At 65.1% G+C, this 19156-nt stretch carries 18 protein-coding genes and 1 pseudogene; 8 read left to right on the plus strand and 11 right to left on the minus strand.

Going from position 1 to position 19156, the window contains the following annotated elements; all coding sequences use genetic code 11:
* Window positions 1–58: 58 nt before the first annotated feature.
* Window positions 59–805 (plus strand): enoyl-CoA hydratase/isomerase family protein, encoded by a 747-nt coding sequence (locus IPG14_RS16595; RefSeq protein WP_343392560.1) that lies wholly within the window; start codon window positions 59–61, stop codon window positions 803–805.
* 73 nt (window positions 806–878) lie between these two features.
* Here the strand turns inward: IPG14_RS16595 and IPG14_RS16600 are convergent, their stop codons facing one another.
* A complete protein-coding gene (locus IPG14_RS16600) occupies window positions 879–1730 on the minus strand; it encodes an MBL fold metallo-hydrolase (RefSeq protein ID WP_343386945.1) in 852 nt (283 codons plus the stop codon).
* Between the two features lie 290 nt (window positions 1731–2020).
* Here IPG14_RS16600 and IPG14_RS16605 point away from each other — a divergent pair, with 290 nt between their 5' ends.
* From IPG14_RS16605 to IPG14_RS16620, 4 genes are all read left to right on the plus strand, one after another.
* Window positions 2021–3916, plus strand: a complete 1896-nt coding sequence (locus IPG14_RS16605) for a sigma-70 family RNA polymerase sigma factor (RefSeq protein WP_343392561.1) — start codon at window positions 2021–2023, stop codon at window positions 3914–3916.
* A 79-nt stretch (window positions 3917–3995) separates the two neighbouring features.
* On the plus strand, window positions 3996–4430 hold the full coding sequence (locus tag IPG14_RS16610; protein WP_343386943.1) for a hypothetical protein: 435 nt from the start codon (window positions 3996–3998) through the stop codon (window positions 4428–4430).
* A gap of 96 nt (window positions 4431–4526) precedes the next feature.
* Complete coding sequence (locus tag IPG14_RS16615) at window positions 4527–5594, plus strand: DNA polymerase domain-containing protein (protein WP_343392562.1); 1068 nt, start codon at window positions 4527–4529, stop codon at window positions 5592–5594.
* A gap of 102 nt (window positions 5595–5696) precedes the next feature.
* Entirely contained in the window at window positions 5697–6182 is a 486-nt protein-coding gene (locus tag IPG14_RS16620; protein ID WP_343392563.1) for a hypothetical protein, read from the plus strand.
* Window positions 6183–6291: 109 nt separating this feature from the next.
* Here the strand turns inward: IPG14_RS16620 and IPG14_RS16625 are convergent, their stop codons facing one another.
* Complete coding sequence (locus tag IPG14_RS16625) at window positions 6292–6561, minus strand: YciI family protein (RefSeq protein ID WP_343392564.1); 270 nt, start codon at window positions 6559–6561, stop codon at window positions 6292–6294.
* On the opposite strand from IPG14_RS16625, the gene IPG14_RS16630 reads away from it, so the two are divergent.
* On the plus strand, window positions 6490–7284 hold the full coding sequence (locus IPG14_RS16630; RefSeq protein WP_343392565.1) for a dienelactone hydrolase family protein: 795 nt from the start codon (window positions 6490–6492) through the stop codon (window positions 7282–7284). The genes IPG14_RS16625 and IPG14_RS16630 overlap by 72 nt on opposite strands.
* Before the next feature lie 27 nt (window positions 7285–7311).
* On the opposite strand, the gene IPG14_RS16635 is transcribed toward IPG14_RS16630, so the two are convergent.
* From IPG14_RS16635 to IPG14_RS16660, 6 genes are all read right to left on the minus strand, one after another.
* A complete protein-coding gene (locus IPG14_RS16635) occupies window positions 7312–8091 on the minus strand; it encodes an RIO1 family regulatory kinase/ATPase (protein ID WP_343392566.1) in 780 nt (259 codons plus the stop codon).
* 214 nt (window positions 8092–8305) lie between these two features.
* Window positions 8306–9379, minus strand: coding sequence for an ATP-dependent DNA ligase (locus IPG14_RS16640; RefSeq protein WP_343392567.1), 1074 nt, complete (start codon window positions 9377–9379; stop codon window positions 8306–8308).
* A gap of 42 nt (window positions 9380–9421) precedes the next feature.
* Window positions 9422–10642, minus strand: a complete 1221-nt coding sequence (locus IPG14_RS16645; RefSeq protein ID WP_343392568.1) for a hypothetical protein — start codon at window positions 10640–10642, stop codon at window positions 9422–9424.
* Window positions 10643–10963: 321 nt separating this feature from the next.
* Window positions 10964–11425: a hypothetical protein gene (locus IPG14_RS16650; RefSeq protein ID WP_343392569.1), complete on the minus strand. Its 462-nt coding sequence runs from the start codon at window positions 11423–11425 to the stop codon at window positions 10964–10966.
* 269 nt (window positions 11426–11694) lie between these two features.
* Window positions 11695–12510 carry a hypothetical protein gene (locus IPG14_RS16655; RefSeq protein WP_343392570.1) on the minus strand — a complete coding sequence of 272 codons (816 nt, stop codon included), beginning with the start codon at window positions 12508–12510 and terminating at the stop codon, window positions 11695–11697.
* A 101-nt stretch (window positions 12511–12611) separates the two neighbouring features.
* Window positions 12612–12818 (minus strand): LuxR C-terminal-related transcriptional regulator, encoded by a 207-nt coding sequence (locus tag IPG14_RS16660; protein ID WP_343386932.1) that lies wholly within the window; start codon window positions 12816–12818, stop codon window positions 12612–12614.
* Between the two features lie 221 nt (window positions 12819–13039).
* On the opposite strand from IPG14_RS16660, the pseudogene gyrA reads away from it, so the two are divergent.
* Window positions 13040–15515 (plus strand): annotated as a pseudogene (gene gyrA, locus IPG14_RS16665) (DNA gyrase subunit A).
* Between the two features lie 166 nt (window positions 15516–15681).
* Here the strand turns inward: gyrA and IPG14_RS16670 are convergent.
* The 3 genes from IPG14_RS16670 to IPG14_RS16680 all read right to left on the minus strand — a co-directional run bounded on the left by IPG14_RS16670 (window position 15682) and on the right by IPG14_RS16680 (window position 18337).
* Window positions 15682–16224 (minus strand): class I SAM-dependent methyltransferase, encoded by a 543-nt coding sequence (locus IPG14_RS16670; protein WP_343392571.1) that lies wholly within the window; start codon window positions 16222–16224, stop codon window positions 15682–15684.
* Between the two features lie 707 nt (window positions 16225–16931).
* Complete coding sequence (locus IPG14_RS16675) at window positions 16932–17063, minus strand: hypothetical protein (protein WP_343392572.1); 132 nt, start codon at window positions 17061–17063, stop codon at window positions 16932–16934.
* Between the two features lie 200 nt (window positions 17064–17263).
* Window positions 17264–18337 (minus strand): class I SAM-dependent methyltransferase, encoded by a 1074-nt coding sequence (locus IPG14_RS16680; protein ID WP_343392573.1) that lies wholly within the window; start codon window positions 18335–18337, stop codon window positions 17264–17266.
* 152 nt (window positions 18338–18489) lie between these two features.
* Between IPG14_RS16680 and IPG14_RS16685 the strand changes: the two genes are divergently transcribed.
* Entirely contained in the window at window positions 18490–19152 is a 663-nt protein-coding gene (locus IPG14_RS16685; protein ID WP_343392574.1) for a helix-turn-helix domain-containing protein, read from the plus strand.
* The last annotated feature ends 4 nt before the right edge of the window (window positions 19153–19156 follow it).

Consider the following 19156-nt stretch of genomic DNA (forward strand, 5'->3'; position numbering starts at 1 on the left):
CTCCGGGACGAACGTTCCGCCGCGGCCGCCGTTCCCGCCAACTGGAGAGGTTACGCCGATGGCAACTGAACAGGTACTCGTCGAACGCTCCGGACATGTCGCCGAGATCATCCTCAACCGCCCCGAACGCAAGAACGCCATCACCGGGCCCCTCGCGCGTGCACTCCAGGACGCAATCGAAACCTGTTCGGCCGATGGAGAGGTCCGCGTCATCCTCCTTCGCGGGGCTTCCGGCGTTTTCTCCTCGGGCCTCGACCTCAAGGAGTTCAACGCCGACCCGCGCCCCGATTGGCTGCCCGCGTTCCAGGCCACCTGGCGCGGCGTCCACGAGCGCATCTATGCCACCGACAAGGCCGTCGTCTGCGCCCTCGAGGGATACGCCATCAACGCCGGCTCCGCCCTCGCCCTCTCCGCCGACTTCATCGTCGCCGGCGAAGGCGCCTTCCTCCAGGTCGGCGAAGTGCGTCAGGGTCGCCCGGCCCCGATGAACCTCGCCTGGCTCAGCATGCGCTACGGCGATGCTCTCGCCCGCCGGATCATGCTCCTCGGGCACCGCATCGTCGGCGATGAACTGCTCCGCCTGGGCATCGCCCACGACGTCGTGCACGACGACCTCGTCCTCACCACCGCCCGTGCCCTCTCCGAGGAACTGGCCGAGCTCCCGCCCGCCGGCATCGCCGCGACCAAACAACTCCTCCGCAGGATGGACCTCCCCGGCCGCCCCAACGACTGGTTTGCCCTCGCCGCCGAAGGCGCCGCGGAACTCGGCCGTGCCTCCGGCCCAATCCCCAGCCTCAAGCGGTAGCGGCACGCCCGGGCTCGATGGACACTCCGCGCCTGCGCGCCAGCGCACGTTTCCTATGGCCGGACCCTCCGCCCTACAGCGCCCGGAACCACCTGCGCCCTTCCACCCGCACCACCTTGCCCCAACCCGGTGCCGGGAAGTGCTCGGCTGCCACCCGCCAGCCTTCGGCTTCGATGCGGTCCACCAGCGCGACCCGGGTCGCTACCCCTCGCGCGATGTCGGCATCGGAGCCAAACGGAAGTTCCGGCTCCGTGACGAACATCGGGCTGTTCAGCACGTCCCCGGCGATCACCAGGCCCTGTCCGCGCGATTGGACCAGCAGGCTCATGTGCCCCGGCGTATGCCCCGGCGTCTCCATGGCCGTGATCCCTGGCGCGAACTCCGTCTCGCCGTCGATGAGCTCCAGCACGCCCGCCTCTTGGAGCGGCTGGATGAACCGCCGGAAGTACGGCGGTACGGTCTCCCTGCCGCCGAAGTGTTCCCAGTCCCGCCGGTGGAGGAGGTAGCGCGCGTTGCCGAAACGCGGCCGCTGCAACTCCTCGTCGAACGTCCAGCCGGCGTGGTCCGGGTGGGCGTGCGTGAGAAACACGATGTCGAAGCTCCCCGCATCAATCCCCGCGAGTCCCATGGCGACCGGTAACTCGCCACGAAGGTTGCCGTACCGGGGGTACGGCCCCACCCCCACTCCGCAGTCCACAAGGATGCGCAAGCCGACGGTGTCAAGGCAGTAGCAGTTGTTATGGATTCGCCAGAGGTGTGCTTCCCCGTGGAACCCCTCTGGGAACGCGCGGTGATACGCGGCCCAGTCGATCGGGGCTGCACCCGCCGTCGGTTCTGGCGAAGGCCACGTAGGGATGTCCGCAGCGCCGTCTGGCAGTGCCGTCAGCCGGACGTCGCCTATTTCGAGTATTGCCGGTCCCGTCACAGGCGCATCGTGGCAGATGCCGGCACCGGCCGCGAGCGCCCCCGCTTGGTGTGGCGGGTCGGGGGGGGGGGGCGCGCTCCCGCCGGGGCCGGGGGGGGGGGCCCGGGGGGGGGGGGGGGCGGGCGGTCCCCGGGCCGGGGGGGGGGGGGGGGCCGCACGAGGGTGTGAATCGTCCCCTGTGTAAGATTTCCCCACCTGTTCGGTCTAACCGTCGAAGCCCGCGGCTCGACGGCCTGCGGGCAGGCTCGGGGTTTCCCCGCCTGGCGCCGCGTTCGCGGTAGAGGAGTGGCATGGAACAGCTCGCCGATTCCAGCCTCATTGAGCTCGCTCAAGGTGGGGATCAGCATGCCTTCGCCGAGCTCTACTCCCGCTACTTCGACCCGGTCTATGACTTCGTCGCCCGCATGATGCGGAATCGCGACGAAGCCGCGGACGTTGCCCAGGACTCGTTCCTCAAGGCGATGAACGCGCTCGGTGGTCTCCAGAAGGGCACCAGCTTCAAAAGCTGGATCTTCACCATCGCGCGCAACACCGCCCTCAACCGGATCGAGAAGAACTCCCGCACCCGGCCCCTCACCTTCGAAGGCGAGGATGGCGAAGAAGTCGGATTCGACGTCGTCGATACCGACCGCTTCTCCGACCCCGAAGAAGCCGCCCAGGCGAGCGCGGTCGCTTCGCTTGTCTGGGAAGCCTCCGCCGGGTTGGACCCCAAGCAACTCTCACTGCTCGACCTGCACCTGCGCCAGGGGCTCGATAGCGGTGAGATCGCAGACGTCATGGGTGTCACCAAGAACAACGGATACGTGATGCTCAACCGTCTGAAGAAGGCCGTCGAAGAATCGATTGGAGCCTTCGTGATGTTCAAAGACGGCCGTCAATACTGTGGCGAGCTGGATTCCGTCCTTAAGAAGGCGGACATCCAGGGCATGTCGCCCGAGACTCGCAAGGTCGTCGAACGGCACGTGGCGCTGTGCCCCGGCTGCGAAGAACGCAAAAAGAAGCTGGCTCCTCTCGCCGCGTTCGCCGCATTCGGCGCGATCGGCGCGCCCGCCGGCGCGAAGGCCCACATCCTTGAGGGCCTCATGCAGCAGTGGCCCGGCTCGCTCGCCCCCGCCGGGGCCGGTGGCGGGACGTCCCGCCCGAACGACCGCCTGCGCCCCGCAGGGCCCGCCGACGGCTGGCCGGCAGACGCCGGGCTCGGAGGAAGGACGAAGCTCCTCGTTTCGGCGCTTGCGGCGAGCGCCGCCGTCCTCGTCGCCCTTCTCGTCATCCCGCAAAGCCCGCTCGCCCTGCTCAAGGACGATCATGGGTCACAACAGGCATTGTTCGTCCCGTCCGAAACCCCGGGACAGCCCACTGAGAGCCCTTCTGCCGGCCCGGTCACACCCACGCCCGCGCCGTCCGCTACGGAGACGCCGTCCTCTGCCACGCCATCCCCCACGGGCACGGTCGCCGGCCAGGGCACCACAGTCCCCACCGCCACGCCGACCCGGACGAACACTCCGGCCCCCACCCCGGGTCCCGGCACTCCGACCTTCACGCCCTCGCCATCGGCGACACCCACAACCGTCCCTACCGTCACGCCAACGGCCACCGTCTGCGTGCCGCTTCTCGTTCCAGGTGCCACCTCGGTCTCCGTCGCCCCGGGTGGTACGGGTTCCTTCCAGGTGGTGAACGAAACGCCCTGCTCCGCGACATTCTCGGCCACGAAGACGGGCTTCGGAGCCGCCTGGCTGACGGTCTCCGGCGCCGGCACAATCGGGCCGAACGCTTCGGCTTCGGTCACCGTCTCGGTGAACAACGCCCTGGTCCCGGCCCAACCGGGCAGCTACTCCGGGACCGTCCTCGTCGTCTGGGGCAGCAATTCCTTCACCGTGACGGTGACCACCGAGCGCACCGGCACCGCGCCGGTGATCAGCAGCGCCACGGGTACGTGTGGGACCGGCACCAGTTCCTGGAGCGTCACCGCCAGCGACGATGGTTCTGTCGTTTCAGTCGAAGTGCGCTACAACGACAGCGATGGGACGCCGCGAACCGTCTTCATGGTCAATGCCGGCGGCAACGCCTGGCGCGGGACCATCGCCAACAATGGAAAGAACGGCACCGACTACCGCGCCATCGCCATCGACAACGCAGGCCTCCAGGCGACGCTCTCGTTCACTCCCGGACCATCCTGCTTCTCGTAAAACCCCTTTTCGTGGCAATCCGCTAGTGACTTCGGGTAGACTGCGGCGCATCACCACCAATTGCCCCGGAGTGACCACCATGCCCGATTTCCCTTCTGTCGAGTGGTTCAAGCAAGCCGCCGACCTTCTAAACAAGTCCGATAGCTTCAAGCGTCTTGGCACCTGCGATACCCAGATGGGCATCCAGGTTGGCGACCGCTACTTCGAACTCGATTTCGAAGCGTTCGAACTCGCCCACGTCAAGGAAGTCGATGCCGCCCGCATGGACGAGCTCGACTTCTACCTCGTCCAGTCGCCCGATGCCTGGCGCGCGATGCTCGACGACATCAGGGCGAACGGCCTCGCCACACACGAGTACACGCTCAACTCGCTCGACCTCCGCTCCGATACCGAGTTCGCCCTCGGCAAGGACTACAACAGGCGCGACGCCTTCTACCGCTTTAACCAGACGTTCCAGGACTACTTCGACCTCACTGCGAAACTGAAGACCACCTACCCGGCCGGCGTCGCCTAGCAGGTCCTCGGCCAGGCTCCGGAACATCGGGCCACCCACCGGCCGTTCCCTCCACCGCGCCGTCCGGTGCCCCCACCCGCGGTATACAATTCCTGCATGCCGGAAAAACCCGTCGTGCTGGAACTTCTCGGACGCGAAGTCCAGGTCACCAACCCCGGCAAGGTGTTCTTCCCTGCGGCCGGGTACACCAAGCTCGATATCGTGAACTACTTCCTCGCCGTCGCCGAAGGTGCCCTCGTCGGCGTCCGCAATCGGCCGATGGTCCTCAAGCGCTTCGTCAACGGCGCCGGAGAAGCGCCGTTCTTTCAGAAGCGCGCCCCTGCGAACCTCCCACCCGGCATCGAGACCGCCCACGTGACTTTCCCCAGCGGACGCTCCGCTGACCTGTGTGTCATCGACGACGTTGCCGACCTCGCCTGGGTCATCAATCTGGGCTGCCTCGACCTGAATCCATGGCACGTCCGTGCGGACGATGTCGACCACCCGGATGAGTGGCGTATCGACCTCGACCCCACGCCAGAAGCGACCTTCCACGATGTCCGGACGCTCGCCATGCACTGCAAAGATGTGCTCGAAGAGTTGGGATACACGGGCTACCCGAAGACCAGCGGCAGCCGCGGCATCCACATCAACATCCGCATCGAACCGAAGTGGACGTTCACCGAGGTCCGCCGCTGCGCTCTCGCCTTCGGCCGGGAGGTTGAGCGGCGGGTGCCCTCCCTCGCCACCACCGCCTGGTGGAAGGAAGAGCGCCACGGTGTGTTCATCGATTACAACCAGAATGCCCGCGACCGAACCGTCGCCTCCGCCTACTCCGTCCGCCCCACGCCAAACGCCCAGGTCAGCTGCCCGCTCGAATGGGACGAAGTGCCGCGCGTGGAGCTCGCCGACTTCACTATCGAGACCGTACCGAAGCGCTACGCCGAAATCGGCGACCCCGGCGCGAACATCGACGCCAGGGCGCATTCACTGGAGCCACTTCTCCAGCTCATCGAGAAACACGAAGCCGAAGGCCTCGGTGACGCCCCCTATCCGCCGCACTACCCCAAGGCCGAAGGCGAACCAATGCGCGTCCAGCCCAGCAAAGCCCGCGCCAAACGCGCCGGCGCCGACGGTGCCCAGGGCAGCCGCTACCGCCGCCCAGGAAAAGGCGAAACGCCCTGAAGCCCCAGCCACCCGAGCCAGGAACCGCGAGCGCAAGCGACCGGCCCCCCTCCCCTCCAGCGAAGCGCCGAGGGCTGTGAGACACCCTGTAGACTTTCGCGCGTGGTCGAGCCCGTGTACTTCCTCACCTTCCGTACGTACGGCACCTGGCTCCACGGCGATCCCCGAGGCTCGGTTGATCGCGAGCACCGCGACTTCGGAGAACCCCGCATCGAGCGAGACGACGGTCTACTTCGACGCCGTCGCGCCGTCATGAAGAACGCGCCGTCCGTGCTCGACAACGCGGCGAAACGGCGGGCCGTGGACACTTCGATCAGGCGGACGTGCGGCCTTCGCCAGTGGGATCTCCTGGCCCTCAACGTCCGCAGCAACCATGTGCACGTCGTGGTCGGCGCCGAACCCCCGGAGGAAAAGGTGCTGGCCGACCTCAAGGCCTGGGCAACCCGTGCCCTACGAGACGCGGGCCTCGCCGCCCAGTCCGCCGATGTCTGGTCCCATCACGGGAGCACGCGCGTGTTGACGACCGATTCGGCGGTCGCAGGAGCCATCCTCTACACATTGTTCGAACAGGGGCCACCTCTGGTGTGAGGCCCCGGTCTTGGCTCAAGGCGCCGTCCTCCGAACCGTAAGGGAGGATAGCCGGCTGCTTGCGATCGAGGCTCCAACGAGCGCCCCGTCTCTACCCCGGCCTGTTCCCTCAGCCGCCCACCACCACGTTCCACTCCCTGATCCGCCAACCCGTCACCAGCCCACTGCTGACGTACGGGTCCACCGTCACGAACGCCTCCGCCGCCTCCCGCGTCCGAAAGACAACCGCTGCGCCGTCGAGCGGGTCAGTGTACGCCCCGGCCATCACCAGATAGCCATCCTTCAGGCTTTCCTGGAGCAGCCCCAGGTGCTCGTCGCGATACGGCGCCCTCCGTTCGAGCGCGTTCTCGCCGTAGTCGTAGAAGAGGATGTACATCATCGCGAAGATCCGACCATAAGGACTGAGATCCGAGTCTACACGTGTGCCAACTGCACTTGGTCGTCTCGGCCCATACCGTCACACTCTCGACCTCACACCTCACACCTCACACCTCACACCTCACACCTCAACTCCCCGGAGTCCCCCATGGCCGAAATCATCCTCTTCCACCACGTCCAGGGCCTCACGCCGGGCGTCGCGGCGTTCGCTGACGAACTCCGCCGGGCCGGACACACCGTCCACACTCCGGACCTCTTTGAAGGCCGCACCTTTCCCTCCATCGAAGATGGCATGGCTTTCGCTCGCGAGGTCGGATTCGGCGAAATCCTCGAACGCGGCACCCGCGCCGCCGAGGCGTTCCCGGCGAGCGTCGTCTACGCAGGCTTTTCGATGGGCGTCATGCCGGCCCAGAAACTGGCCCAAACGCGGCCCGGTGCGCGAGGCGCACTCTTCTTCCACGCTTGCATCCCCGTCGCGGAGTTCGGCGAATGGCCCGCGGGCGTCCCCGTCCAAATCCACGCCATGGAAGCTGACCCATTCTTCGTCGAGGAAGGCGGCGACATCGATGCCGCGCGCGAGCTCGTCGCCTCCGCCGCCAACGCCGAGCTCTTCCTCTACCCCGGCGACCAGCACCTCTTCACCGATTCCAGTCTCAAAGCCTACGACCCGGCGGCATCAGGCCTGCTGATCCAGCGCGTCCTCACCTTCCTAGCGCAGGTGTGATCTTCAGCCCTCGGGGAACGGCATCGCCTACACCTCCCCGTATTTCCAGAGGTTCCACAGATTCCTCGCCATCCGTTCGGACTCTCTCTCCAGCCCCGCCCGCCGCCGCTGGAAGAACTCCACCACATTGGAGATGTCCCGCTGGAGCAGGTCCCTCGCGCTGCTGTTCTTGCGCGGGTCGACCGCCTGCGGGAAGTCGATGATCCGCACCTGCCCTTCGTGGTAGAGCATGTTGAACGCCGAAAGGTCGCCATGCACCACGTTCTCCCGGACCATCAGCTCGATGTTCCACAGGATGCGTTCGAGCACCTTCTCCGCCTCGCCGTCCGCGAACCTCGCGTACTGCAATTGTGGAGAGTCACCGTCCTCGTCGCCCACGAACTCCATGAGGATCGCTTTCTCCGTGCAGGCGAACGGCGCAGGCACATCGGCGCCCGCGTAATGCAGCGCGCTCAGCACCTCGAACTCGTGCTCGACCCAGAACGCGAGCTGCGCCTCCCGGCCGAACTCCGAGCGGTTCTTTATCGCACGCTGCACCTGGCCGGGACCGAACTGGCGGCCCTCTTCATAGACCGCGGAGCGCTGGAACGAGCGGTGATTGGCGGAGTGGTAGACCTTCGCCGCCGCGAACTCCACCCCCAGCGACGGGTCTGCCCGGCACCGGTACACCGTCGCCTCCTTCCCGCTCTTGATGACGTTGAGGACCTCACTGACCAGCGCCTCATCCAGGAACTCCTGGATCGCGCGCATGTCGGCGGCATCGGTTTCGCGGCTGGCGAACCGCGCCTCAGATTCAGGTTGGGACAAGCGGGACTCCATCGGGAAAGCGCATCCTTCCGCAAAGGGACACAGGAAAGCCGCCTCGATCAGGCGGCTGGTTCCGATGGTGCGGACGCGGAAAGCGAAGCTAGCGGAAGCCGTGCGGGAGGCGCGTGGATGCCGTGGAAACAGTCGTCGCACTCATCTGTCAGACACCCTCCCGGTTTGTTGCCGCCACTATCCGCGATCCCCGCATCCGCGGTCAATCCTCTTCGAACACCCGCATCAACTCGTACGGTACCGCCGCCTCGAACTGGTCGAACCGGCAATCCTCCGGCGGCTTGTCGTGCCGCCACCGCTTGAACGTCGCCGCATGGCGGAACCGCCGACCCTGCAGGTAGTCGAAACTCACCTCGCACACCAGCTCCGGCCGGATACGCATCCAGCTCACGTCCTTCCCGCTCGTCCAGCGGCTCGGCGCGCCCGGCGTCCGGCCCGTCCCGAAGCTCTCGCCCTCGTCGTCCGTCAGGTACGGCGCGAGAAACGCCACCAGGTCCCGCTTCTCTTGCGCGTTGAAGCTGCTCGTGTGCCCGACGTGGTGGAACACTCCGTCCTCGCCGTACAGCCCGAGCAGCAGCGACCCGACCGATTTGCCCTCTTCGCCCTTGTTCCAGCGGAACCCGCCGACCACGCAGTCCGCCGTCCGCAGGTGCTTGATCTTCGCCATTACACGCTTGCCCGGCTGGTACGCATCGCTCGTCCGCTTCGCGATCACCCCATCGAACCCGGCGCCCTCGAACCGTTCGAACCAGTCGCGCGCGGTCTCTGCGCTATCGGTGCACGGCGTCAGGTAGGCCGGCGGCTTCGCCCGTTCGAAGGCGCGCTCCAAACGCGCCCGCCGCTCTCCGAACGGCGTCTTCATCAGGTCATCGCCGCCCTCCGAAAGCATGTCGAAGGCCACGAACGCCGCCGGCGTCTGCTGCGAAAGCATCTTCACCCGCGATTCAGCCGGGTGCAGCCGCAACTGCAGCGTCTCGAACTCCAGCCCCTTCGCACCCATGATGACGACTTCGCCATCGAGCACTGCTGGCCCCGGCAGACCTGCCCGGAGCCCTTCGACCAGCTCCGGGAAGTATCGTCCCAGCGGCTTCAGGTCCCGCGACTGCAGGTAGGGCGCGCCCTCGCCATCGAAGAAGACGATGCAGCGGAACCCGTCCCACTTCGGCTCATACAGCCACCCCGGCCCATCGGGGATCTCTGGCGTGAGCTTCGCGAGCATCGGCTCGATGGGCGGCGAGAAGCCCGATTGTGAACTAGCGATCTCGGATTGCGGCATCCCGCGATTGTCGATTGCCGATCTGCGATTGTCGAACAGACCTTACGGAGTGAAGCCGACCTTCCATCGGTCGTGGAGTATCGACCCTGGCTCAGCGAACGTCAGCCGCACGGTGCCGAGCAGTTGGGCGAAGTCGGTGAACCGGAAAGTCACGAAGGAACTCGCTCCCTGGCCGATGTCGCCCGTCGGAGAGCTGCCTGTCTGGGAACCGGAGCCGGACGGCGGGAGCTTCGAACCGTCAGCGATGGTGAGGGTCGCGCCATCCGCACCCGGGAAGTACCCGGCCAGGGTGAACGCGATCAGTTTCACCGATGGGCTCGGGAATCCAATGCCGGTAACGATCAACGGCTCGTCGTCCGATGCCCTAACCATATCGCTCGCGTCTACCGCAGCCTGCTCGCCGCCCTTTCCGGTGACCCCTTGGCGAGCGAGCAGAGAGTCGAGGCGGATCTCGACCCAGCGCGCGGCGCCGCCGCCAGCCGCGGGCGAGGCGATGAACTCCGTGAACTGGATCTCAAGGGGTGCAGCAAAATCGGTCGGCGGGAAGGAGAATGTCAACGGTTCGCCCGGGCCGCCGGCTATCCGTGGGCCGAACACGGGGCCCCCATTGACGCTGGCGCCGACCAGTGATGGGAGCGCGAGTTGCTCGATCCCCGGAGGGCCTTCCAGGGCCACGGTCACCAGCGTTTCGGTTGTGGAGCGCGTGGCCCTGAGCGGCCGGACGGTGATGCCCTGGGCGGCGGCCGCGGCGCCGGGCGAGAGCGTCTCAACACGCAGCGCTTTGGTCAGGTCGGCGGGCGGCTTGAGTTCGAGCACCCAGTCACCCGAGATTCGGCGTGTCCCCCGGCCGTCATCCACATCGACGAAGGAGACGACCATCTTGACGGGGCCAACAGCGCTCACGGGACGCAGTCGCTGGATGGTCGCGGGGCCATTGGCGATGAGCATGATGCTTGCGGTGAGGTCGGCCGGCGCCATGTTCCCGGACACGAACCCCATGGCCGGGATGCTAACCCGAGTCACCCTGTCCGGGGCTGCGCCTGCGACGCGTGCTGCCAGCTCGATGAACGTCGCCGTCCCGCTGAACTCCGCACCTGATATGGCGAGGGCGACGCCGCCGGATTCCGCCATCACGTCCTGCGGGGAGGTCAGCGCTGGGGCGCTGCCGCCCTGCCGGTCGTCGCTGGGCAGGCCGAGGACGACGGAGACTGCCAGCACGGCAACGATGGCGGTAACGGCGCCAACCTGGCGTCCGCGGCGCATCAGTGAGCCGCTCCATTGAAGTATCCGGACGTTGCCTGGTAGCCCATCGCGCCTCCTATATAAGCACCGTACCACGCCGTTGTATTGACCGCACAATCGTTCGAGTTTTCGCAAAGAAAGGTGAAGCCTTCCCCTCTTCCACCTGGCTGGACGGATAGGTCGCCAAACGAGTACTGGGACCTGGACACCCAACCGTTGTTGATATCCATCGCGAAGCCGGGTTCCACGCTACGAAAGGGTTGGCCCTGGCCAACCCTTTCCTCGTCGGTATGCACGAAGGCCCTTGACGCCGCGCAAAAGTGGCGTGAAAGCCCATTCGGTTCACGGAGTCCAGGGCACAAACTCGAACCGAGAAGGATGACCATCGCCCATGAAGTTGAAGTTGACCGTCCCGCCGCCAAGGGGCGCGGGGCTGTCGGCTGGCGTCCAACGGCCGGCCGCTGCGAGATGTGGGCCCGATGTGGCGTCGAACAGAATGCCTATGATCAAAACATCAACGAGCTTGCCACCTTCCATGAGCTCGAGCGTCGCTGCGGCGAAGGACCCGCAGTCGCCGTTGGCGCTACCCACCACGGGGCACCCAATCGCCCGGGCCGCCGCTGTCCGTTGTGTGCCGGAGGCGACGAACGTTGACAAGAACTCCTGGAAGCCAGCGAGATCTTCATAGCGCGAGGACTTCTCACCGACGGCGTAAGCGGTGATTGTTTCCTGCGGATGGAGTGAGCACACGCCCGTCTGAGGCCGTGCGGTGCCGTTGGCCGGACAAGTCACAGTGGTCGGCACGGCATCCCGGACGAGGACTCAATTCCCCGGCCTGCAAGGATTGAGCGAAACCCAGGGAAAAGTCGCACACTGCCCGCAATGTTGGGCAACTCGTGAGAGCCGGCAGAACAGTCGGAGCCTCGGTCGCAGCAGCGGTGGCCTTCTTGTCGTCAGGGCTCAACGTGGCCGGAGAACCTTTGGAAGAGGTTTCGTTTACACAGCTCGCAGAAAGGAGAATCATCCAGGCCATAGTGGCGAGCCACAAGTAGATCTTCATCCCAATCACCTGCCTAAAAGTCGGGGAAATACGGATTGTTCAGTTCCGTCGTGCTTGTATTGGTGCCACCTAAGTATCCCACACCTTCATTGGCGGCGACATCTGTATTGCAATCACTGGAGTTTCCTCCGCTGCGACTGCAGGGTCCACTCAGGGATGTGTCTGCAGCATTACTTGGTCCATCCCAGTCGAACACTCGGGCATAATCTTCGTAGTTGTACACCTGTATGTGCACATGTTCTCCCCAGCAGCCGGCTTCTGTGGGAGCTACGTAGCCAATTACTGCGTTATCTCGCCCATTTGTCTCAGATATCACAGTAGAAGTCTCAGAGTACTGTAGCGTATCGATGTGCCCAAGAGTGATCTCGGCGTTCAGTTCCCACTGTCCCTGAGACGTCTTCGTCTGAACGTAGAATGTCTGAAACCCACCGTTTGTACAGTTACTATCCCAAGTACCTGTAGGCCCGGCGATTACCCGGTAGTATCCGCCAGCCCCTTGTCCGTCGATTCCGGCCGGATTTATGTCGATCCAGACCGAGTTATTATCTGACCCGTTGATATCCATCGCCCAATCGCCGCTAATAAGGCCGGCCTTGATGCATGTCCCGTCATCGAACTGCGGGGAGTCATATTTCTCCCAGTCAGAGCAACTCACGCCGTCGTGAAATCTACCTGGGCTAGTAATCCAGGCGCTTGACGATCTTGGGGAGATGACCACATAGGTACCATTCTGCTCCACAGCGGTCGCTCGATCACCCTGGATGATTGCCGCGGCCGGGGCGAGCAGAAGGCTAATTGCAAGGCCCAGCCTCCACTTGGTTGTCAACATTGCGATTCTCCTTTCTACCCACGTCCGGCAAGATAATGAACGGTAGTAAGAAAGGCACTTCGTCTCTTCGAATCTATCCCATCGCCTTCAATCGATCGGCCCTACCCGTTCGCGGCCTGCTCATGCTGCCGCCACCACAGCGCAAGCAAAGTTCGGTTGTCAACGTCGGCCTTATGCATCGCGTTCGCCACGTAGTTCTTCACGGTTGGCTCAGCGAACCCGAGTTCCAGCGCGATCTGCTTGTTCGTCTTGCCCTCGGCCACTGCAGCTACTACTCGCCGCTCCTGCGGGCTGAGATCTTGGTGCATCGCTCGCCTCCACAACCTCCCGCTCCGGGGGGGTTATGCCATGTATAGCACATCCGCGTGGCCCGCTGCGATCGCCCGCCTTTCCTTTTACACCGGTCTTTGGCCCTTAGCCCCCCAAAACGGTATACTTTGACTAGCGGTTTCCCCCGCCCCAGATTCGGAGCAGCCCGTTGACCATCGAGCCCACCTCGAACGTCCGCCCCGTCCAGATAGAAAACGAGATGCGCACGAGCTACCTCGATTACGCCATGAGCGTCATCGTCTCGCGCGCCCTCCCCGATGTGCGCGACGGCCTCAAACCCGTCCAGCGCCGCATCCTCTGGGGCATGTTCGAAGGCGGCTCGCGCGCCACCACCGCCTATAAGAAGTCCGCCGCGACCGTCGGCGAGGTCATGGGCAAGTACCACCCCCATGGCGACCAGGCCGTCTACGACACGCTCGTCCGCATGGCCCAGGAATTCTCCCTCCGCTACCCCCTCATCGATGGCCAGGGCAACTTCGGCTCCGTCGATGGCGACCCCCCCGCCGCCATGCGCTACACCGAGTCGCGCCTCTCCACCATCGCCGAAGAACTCCTCGCCGATATCGACCAGGACACCGTCGACTTCGAACCCAACTACGACGGCCGCCACGAGCAGCCGAGCGTCCTCCCCGCCCGCGTCCCCAACCTGCTCCTCAACGGCTCCAGCGGCATCGCCGTCGGCATGGCCACCAACATCCCACCCCACAACTTCAACGAACTCGCCGACGCCATCGCCCTCCTTATAGATAAGCCGGAATCGACCCTCGACGACCTCCTCCAGATCGTCAAAGGCCCCGATTTCCCGACTCACGGCATCGCCCTCGTCGGCAAGGACAGCTCCCAGGTCCGCATGGCCTACGGCGAAGGCCACGGCCGCGTCGTCATGCACGCCCGCACCACCATCGAGGAATCGACTCGCGGCCGAACCGCCATCATCGTCACCGAACTGCCCTACCAGGTGAACAAGGCCCTCCTCGTCGAAAAAATCGCCGACCTCGTGCGCGACAAGAAGATCGAAGGCATCGCCGACCTGCGCGATGAGTCCGACCGCACCGGCATGCGCATCGTCATCGAACTGAAGAAGGAAGGCTCCGTCGCCCAGGTCAAGAACCTGCTCTTCAAGCACACCGCGATGCGCTCCAGCTTCTCCATGAACATGATGGCGATCGTCGATGGCGCACCCCGCCGGCTCGGCCTCAAACGCGCCCTCGAACTCTTCATCAACCACCGCCGCGAAGTCATCCGCCGGCGCGCCGAACACCAGCTGGCGAAGGCCCGCGAACGCGAACACATCCTCCAGGGCCTCCTCAAAGCCATCGAATTGCTCGACGCCGTGATCATCACGATCCGCGCCTCAGAATCCGCCAACAACGCCCTCGAACTCCTCCAGGGTACCGGCACCGTGCTCGCCGAACGGCTCCCCGCGAACGCCCCGGCCGCCGCCCGCGAACTCGCACGCGCCAACCCCTTCGATTTCACTGAGCTGCAGGCCCGCGCAATCCTCGATATGCAGCTCCGCCGCCTCGCCGCCCTCGAACGGAACGCCCTCCTCAGCGAGTACGAAGAGCTGATCAAGAAGATCGCCGAACTCGAAGACCTTCTCGCCAACCTCGCAAGATCGACTTCGTCGTCCGCGACGACATCATCGACCTCAAGAAGAAGTACGGCGACGCCCGCCGCACCGAAATCGTCGAAGCCGATCCCGAAGACTTCCGCGAAGAAGACCTGATCGCCCACCAGGACAGCGTCATCACCCTCAGCATCCGCAACTACATCAAGCGCATGCCCCTCGAAGAGTTCCGCCAGCAGCGCCGCGGGGGCCGTGGCGCCAAGGGCGCCCCCACCCGCGAAGAAGACGCCGTCATGAAGCTCGTCGTCTGCGACACGCACGACAACCTCCTCTTCTTCACCGACAAGGGCAAGGTCTACCACCTCCGCGGCTACGACGTTCCGGATACGAAAAAGCAGGCCAAGGGCCTCCCCATCGTCAACCTCATCGAAATCGAGAACGGCGACCGCGTCACCGCCATCCTCGTCGTCAAGGACTACAGCCGCGACTTCATCCTCCTCGCCACCCGCGAAGGCGAAATCAAGAAGACCCTCCTCAAGGAGTTCGAAGAGGTCCGCCGCAACGGCAAGATCGCCATGGACCTCGAACCAACCGACCAGCTCATCGCCGCTCGCATGGCCGCCGAAAGCACCCAGGTCATCCTCGTCTCCAGCGAAGGTCAGGCAATCGTGTTCAAGATCGATGACCTCCGCCAGGCCAGCCGAACCAGCGGCGGCGTCCGCGGCATGAAGCTCGCTAAAGGCGGCTACGTCGTCGGCGTCGAGACCCTCGACGATGGCGAACAGCTCCTCATCATCTCCGAAAAAGGCTTCGGCAAGCGCACGCGCCTCAGCGAATACCCGGTCCAGGGCCGCGGCGGCCAGGGCGTGAAGACGCTCAACATCACCGACCGCACCGGCAACGTCGCCGCCTGCCGCGTGGTCGAGCCCGGCCAGACCTGATGCTTGTTACCCGCGACGGCATCGTCGTCCGCACCCGCGTCGATTCGATCAGCCTCATCGGCCGCAACACCCAGGGCGTCACCGTCATGAAAGTCAACGAAGGCGACCAGGTCGCCAGCATCGCAGCCTTCACCATGTCCGACCCGGTCGAGGACGCGATGTGACCGACGTCAGCGCCAACGCCAACGGCGCCCACGACGACGACGAGCAGGTCCTGAACGAGACGATCCCCCTCGAGCTCGACGAAGAGGAATAGTCACCCGGTCGTTCTTGGCCACGGAGCCATGTCGCCAGCCCCGTCGTACCTACCCGTTAGGGGCACGGCCAGCTTCACGGCCGCGCCACGTAGTAGGCGTTCATCGGGTGGCTGATTCCCTGGACCCGCTCGAACTCGCTGAACCCGGCATTCATCACCAGCTCCCGCATCGCCGGTTCCGGCAGGCCCCTCAGGCCGAGTCCCCACCCGTCCGGGGTCGCGGTACCCGACTGCAGGCAGAGGGCCAACGAGAACCCATACTGGTTAGCCGCCTGTGGCTGGCGGCGGTCCTCGTCGAAGGTCGGTGCGCGGGTCCGGATCGATGATGAACCAGCATCCCCCGGCTTGATCAGCTTCCTGACCGACGCGGCCATCAGGTCTGGCCGCGGCAGGTCATGGAGCATGTCGGCGGTGATCACCAGGTCGAACTCCGGCGTCTCCGGGAGCGGAGTCCGTTCCGGGTTGTCGAATGACACGTTGGTGAGCCCGGCCTCCGCGCGAGATTCCTCCGCCAGCTCCAGCACGGCGTCCCAGGTGTCGTAGCCGACCACGCGGCTGCGCGGGAACGCCGCAGCGATCGCCAGCGGCGCCGCCCCGCACCGGAGCCGATATCGCAAGCAGCACCACCGTCCCTGAGTTTCTCCACGACGCCGGGGAGCTGCGGCAGTGCCTGCTGGACGAGCGCGTTCCTTGCCCACACTTGAAGCGGTCTACGCATTGCCACCTGTTCGGTCCGGGTGGCGCTGGATCTCACCGAACGACTTGCCGATGCCGGTCCGGAACGCGTCTTTCGGCGCTCTCGAACATTTCAACGAACCTTCGTGGGTCGTCCCAGATCCCGGCGACGAAGGAGGGGCTGTTGGTATCGTGGAACATTCCGCGCGCCGGCTCGTCGAGTTCGAACCGGCCGTCTTCGCTGTAAACAAGGACACCGGCGGAAGCCTGCTGGCGCAGCCACTCCAGGACGAAGCGCTTCGCTGAGCCCGGCCGCGGCCGCGACGTCGGCTGCGGTCATCGGGCCCCGTTGCGCCATCGCTTGGTACAGGCCGAGGCGCCCGCCCAGCCGGATGCACAGTCCGGTGACCAATCCGCCAACAGCCGCTGCTTGCAGGGATTGGAGCGCCATCGCGCGGTCACTTGCTGGTGCACTCATGCTCTACCTCCGCTGTTCCAGGAATGCTTGAGTCGTGGGTGCAAGGCGGCCAGGCAGCGCGAAGGCGCCAACATCTGCCTTCGCAACTGCCCCGCCGCTGCCGGCGCCGAGATACGACCCGCAGGGGGTGCTGGTCGAATTCGAGCGGGCTGCCGCTGGCCGCCGCTGCCGCTAGTCTCGAGGCATCGCCATGCATGGGTGCCAATCGAACTCGAGCCAGCCGGCGTAGTAGGTGGTGATGTGGCCGATGTCGGCGATGCTCTCCGCCTCTACCACCAGCGCGCTGGGGCGGTCCCAGGACAAACCAGGAGTCCAGGATCTTGCACGTCGGCGGGAGGCTTGCTGGGAGTTCGCGGCGCTTCTTGTCCAGCTCCGGGGGATTGGCCCCGGTCTTGCGCCGTGCCTCGTTCACCGGAGAGTCGGCCGCCGGCCGCCAGTACCCGATATAGGTCGTTGCCATGGTGTTTTTCGTTCCTTTCTTTGCCTCGTCCGATACCCTGTGGCTACTTGCGGCAGATGTAGTAGTTGTTGCTCGGGTCGCTGTCGATCCGCTTCGTCTCGATGTTCGTGAAGCCTGCCTCGCGGAAGAGCTCGTGGGCCTTCTGCTCGCCCCACATGTTCCCGAGACCTTCGCCGCCGAGGGCGAGCGAGACAGTCATGCAGTGCATCGTCGATGCCGAATACATCATCGGCGCCATCGGGTTGTCCATGTTCTCGTGCAGGTTGCTCGAACCGGCGATATCCACGCAGAGGAAGGTCCCGCCAGGGCGAAGCGAATCGGCGATACCCCTGAGCACCTTCCGCGGGTGCGCCTGGTCGTGGATCGCATCGAACGCGGTGATGAAGTCGTAGGCCGGCGGCCCGGAAAGCGTCGCCACATCCTTGACCTCGAACCGCGCGTTCTTCAACCGCAGCCCCTGGGCCTCTTCCCGGGCGGCGTTGACGCTCACTTCCGAGAAGTCGAAGCCGGTGAAACGGCTGTTCGGGAACTGCTTCGCCATCAGGTTGATCGCATGTCCGCTGCCACAGCCGACGTCTGCCACATCAATCCCGGCCTTCAGACGCTCGACCAGTCCGGGCACCAGGGGCAGCGTGGTGGAAATGAGTGACGCGTCGTAGTTCGCCGCGCTGATTGCCGCCATTACCATGGGGAACTTCGTGAACTTCGAGTAAGGGATGCCGCCGCCGCTCCGGAAGCACTCGGCCAGGCTGTCCAGGGTCTCGCCAAACCCGATGAATGACCACGCCCACAGGCCCATGTTCACCGGTCCAGCAGCTGTCGTGAGCGACGCAGCGTGCTCAGCCGGCAGCGAGAACCGCGCGCCCACCGGGTCGTAGTCGACGATGCGCCCCGTCGTCATCGCTCCCAGCCACTCGCGCACGTACCGCTCGTTCAGGCCCGCGGCCGTCGCGATCTCCTGGCTCGTGGCCGGGCGCATGCCGGCCATCGTCTCGAAAAGGCCAACCTCGTGGCCCACGCTCGTCATCATCATCAGCGTCCCGCTCGAGATCATCTCCATCATCCGCCCGCCGAACGCCGCCGCCTTGTCCTGGTCCATCGCTGTTGCCGTTGTCATGCCGGGATTTCCTTTCTCGGTTTGCTGCGCAGAAAACGTGGCAAACCCCTGGTTGGCGCCCTTTCTACGCGGTGAAATTCCCCGATGTCAAGAGGATCAACTGCGGAATCATGCGTGTTGCGTTGTCCTCATGATAGGCGCACACTCTGGGCATGGCCTCAGAAGACGCCGCCGCCGCCGCCATCAAGGGCAGCGCGCCCTGGCGGGTCGAAGCGAAACGCATCGAGCGTCAGCTCACGGAAGCGCTCGACTTCGCCGCTCTCACTCCCGACATCGCGTTTGTCGCTTTCCTCAAGGCGTGCAGCCAGTTCGGCTTCTTCCGCTTCGGTCCCATTACCCTCGATGTCGACGTCCTCGAGGACATCCTTCTCCGTACCCACCCCCGCGGAGATGGAGGGCCGGAGTACCCTCTGGCCTCAGAGGAGTCCATCGCCCTCGGGAAGTTGGGGTGGGACCTCTTCCGGAGTTCGGAAGTTTCCCCCGGCCAACGCGAAACCCTCCTGACCTTCATGCATTGGGGCAAGGACCTGCCCGCTCGAGTGTTCGGAGAGCTAGGCGTCACCCCTCAGGACGTCGAGCAGTACATCTCTGAGCTTTCATCGGGGTCTCGCGGAGCCCGCCCCGCCTCGGGCAGGCTCTTCAGCACCGACGAGGCCGCTGAGTATCTGGGTGTCCACGTGCAGACTATTCGCGCATGGATTCGCTCTGGTAAGCTTCCCGCCTCCCGGCTGGCCGGGATGAAGTCGATTCGGATTCGTGAAGCGGATCTCGAAGCCGTCCTCGAACCCATCGATCCCAGCTCCGCCGAGGACTAGGAAA

The sequence above is a fragment of the Candidatus Amarobacter glycogenicus genome, from assembly GCF_016704105.1.
GTDB lineage: Bacteria > Chloroflexota > Dehalococcoidia > Tepidiformales > Tepidiformaceae > Amarobacter > Amarobacter glycogenicus.